The organism is Mesorhizobium sp. BH1-1-4, assembly GCF_020165665.1.
In the GTDB taxonomy this organism is placed as follows: Bacteria; Pseudomonadota; Alphaproteobacteria; order Rhizobiales; family Rhizobiaceae; genus Mesorhizobium.
Window position 1 is genome coordinate 25,001 of the sequence record NZ_JAIUIN010000028.1, and the last position, 2,500, is coordinate 27,500.

2 rRNA genes (both cut by a window edge) are annotated in these 2,500 nt (G+C 54.2%); both read right to left on the reverse strand.

The window, feature by feature from the left end:
• A 5S ribosomal RNA gene (gene rrf, locus LB569_RS28605) occupies positions 1–54 on the reverse strand; it reaches 61 nt to the left of the window's first position.
• Positions 55–256: 202 nt separating this feature from the next.
• A 23S ribosomal RNA gene (locus tag LB569_RS28610) occupies positions 257–2,500 on the reverse strand; it runs 566 nt beyond the window's last position.

Consider the following 2,500-nt stretch of genomic DNA (forward strand, 5'->3'; position numbering starts at 1 on the left):
CACGGCCGAGTTCGGAATGGGATCGGGTGCAGCCGCTCCGCCATAACCACCAGGTCGGCAAAACGCACGTTATTCGAGAAGCTGTTTTTTGTGCCTTGGCGACGTCTTGTGCAGGTTGCTTCGGGCAAAGCCCGCAAGCGCGACTGCGCGTCGCCGGTTTTCCGGCGCCCTCGCGGAGCATAGGCCCGTAAGGGCCGCTCATGCGTGAGCGCTGGCAAGACCATCTGACTTTGTCAGATGGGCATAAGGAATGAGAACGATCAAGCCGATCGAACTATTAGTACCGGTAAGCTTCAAGCGTTGCCGCTCTTCCACACCCGGCCTATCAACGTGGTCGTCTTCCACGGTTCTCAGGGAATACTCGTTTTAAGGTGGGTTTCCCGCTTAGATGCCTTCAGCGGTTATCCCGTCCGGATATAGCTACCCTGCTATGCGGCTGGCGCCACAACAGGTCCACCAGAGATCCGTCCATCCCGGTCCTCTCGTACTAGGGACAGATCCTTTCAATATTCCTACACCCACGGCAGATAGGGACCGAACTGTCTCACGACGTTCTGAACCCAACTCACGTACCGCTTTAAATGGCGAACAGCCATACCCTTGGGACCTGCTCCAGCCCCAGGATGCGATGAGTCGACATCGAGGTGCCAAACAACCCCGTCGATATGGACTCTTGGGGGTCATCAGCCTGTTATCCCCGGCGTACCTTTTATCCGTTGAGCGATGGCCCTTCCACGCGGGACCACCGGATCACTATGACCGACTTTCGTCTCTGCTCGACTTGTCAGTCTCGCAGTCAGGCAGGCTTATGCCATTGCACTCAGCGAACGATTTCCGACCGTTCTGAGCCCACCATCGCGCGCCTCCGTTACTCTTTAGGAGGCGACCGCCCCAGTCAAACTACCCACCATACATTGTCCCGGACCCGGATAACGGGCCGCGGTTAGACATCCATAGTAATAAGGGTGGTATTTCAAGGGTGGCTCCACCTGAGCTGGCGCCCAGGTTTCAAAGCCTACCACCTATCCTACACATGCCACTACGAATGCCAATGTAAAGCTATAGTAAAGGTGCACGGGGTCTTTCCGTCTAACCGCAGGAACCCCGCATCTTCACGGGGAATTCAATTTCACTGAGTCTATGCTGGAGACAGCGGGGAAGTCGTTACGCCATTCGTGCAGGTCGGAACTTACCCGACAAGGAATTTCGCTACCTTAGGACCGTTATAGTTACGGCCGCCGTTTACTGGGGCTTCGATTCAGAGCTTGCACCCCTCCTCTTAACCTTCCAGCACCGGGCAGGCGTCAGACCCTATACGTCGTCTTGCGACTTCGCAGAGCCCTGTGTTTTTGATAAACAGTCGCTACCCCCTGGTCTGTGCCACCCTCCTCTGCTTGCGCAGAAAAGGGTCACGCTTCTTCCGAAGTTACGCGTGCAATTTGCCGAGTTCCTTCAGCATAGTTCTCTCAAGCGCCTTGGTATACTCTACCAGACCACCAGTGTCGGTTTCGGGTACGGTTTATAAGGAGGAGCTATTTCCTGGAACCACGCAGCAGCCCGTTCAATCCGATAAGATTGGACTACCTCAATGATCCGTCACTACCTCCAAGCCCACGAATATTAACGTGGTTCCCATCGACTACGCGTTTCCGCCTCGTCTTAGGGGCCGGCTAACCCTGCTCAGATTAGCTTTAAGCAGGAACCCTTGGTCTTTCGGCGGGGGAGTCTCTCACTCCCCTTACGTTACTCATGTCAGCATTCGCACTTCTGATACCTCCACCACCCCTCACGGGTATGGCTTCATCAGCTTACAGAACGCTCCGCTACCGCTCGTATTGCTACGAACCCTAAGCTTCGGTGTATGGCTTTAGCCCCGTTACATTTTCGGCGCAAAGACCCTTATTTAGACCAGTGAGCTGTTACGCTTTCTTTAAATGATGGCTGCTTCTAAGCCAACATCCTGGTTGTTTTGGGATCCTCACATCCTTTCCCACTTAGCCATAACTTGGGGACCTTAGCTGTAGGTCAGGGTTGTTTCCCTTTTCACGACGGACGTTAGCACCCGCCGTGTGTCTGCCGACTAGTACTCCCAGGTATTCGGAGTTTGGTTAGGTTTGGTAATCCGGTGAGGACCCCTAGCCCATCCAGTGCTCTACCCCCTGGGGTATTCGGTCGACGCTCTACCTAAATAGATTTCGCGGAGAACCAGCTATTTCCGAGTTTGATTGGCCTTTCACCCCTAGCCACAAGTCATCCCGAACTATTGCAACAGTTATGGGTTCGGTCCTCCAGTAAGTGTTACCTTACCTTCAACCTGCTCATGGCTAGATCACTCGGTTTCGGGTCTAATGCGACGAACTGAACGCCCTGTTCAGACTCGCTTTCGCTGCGCCTACACCTAGCGGTTTAAGCTTGCTCGTCACACTAAGTCGCTGACCCATTATACAAAAGGTACGTGGTCACCCTTGCGGGCTCCCACTGTTTGTAGGCAATCGGTTTC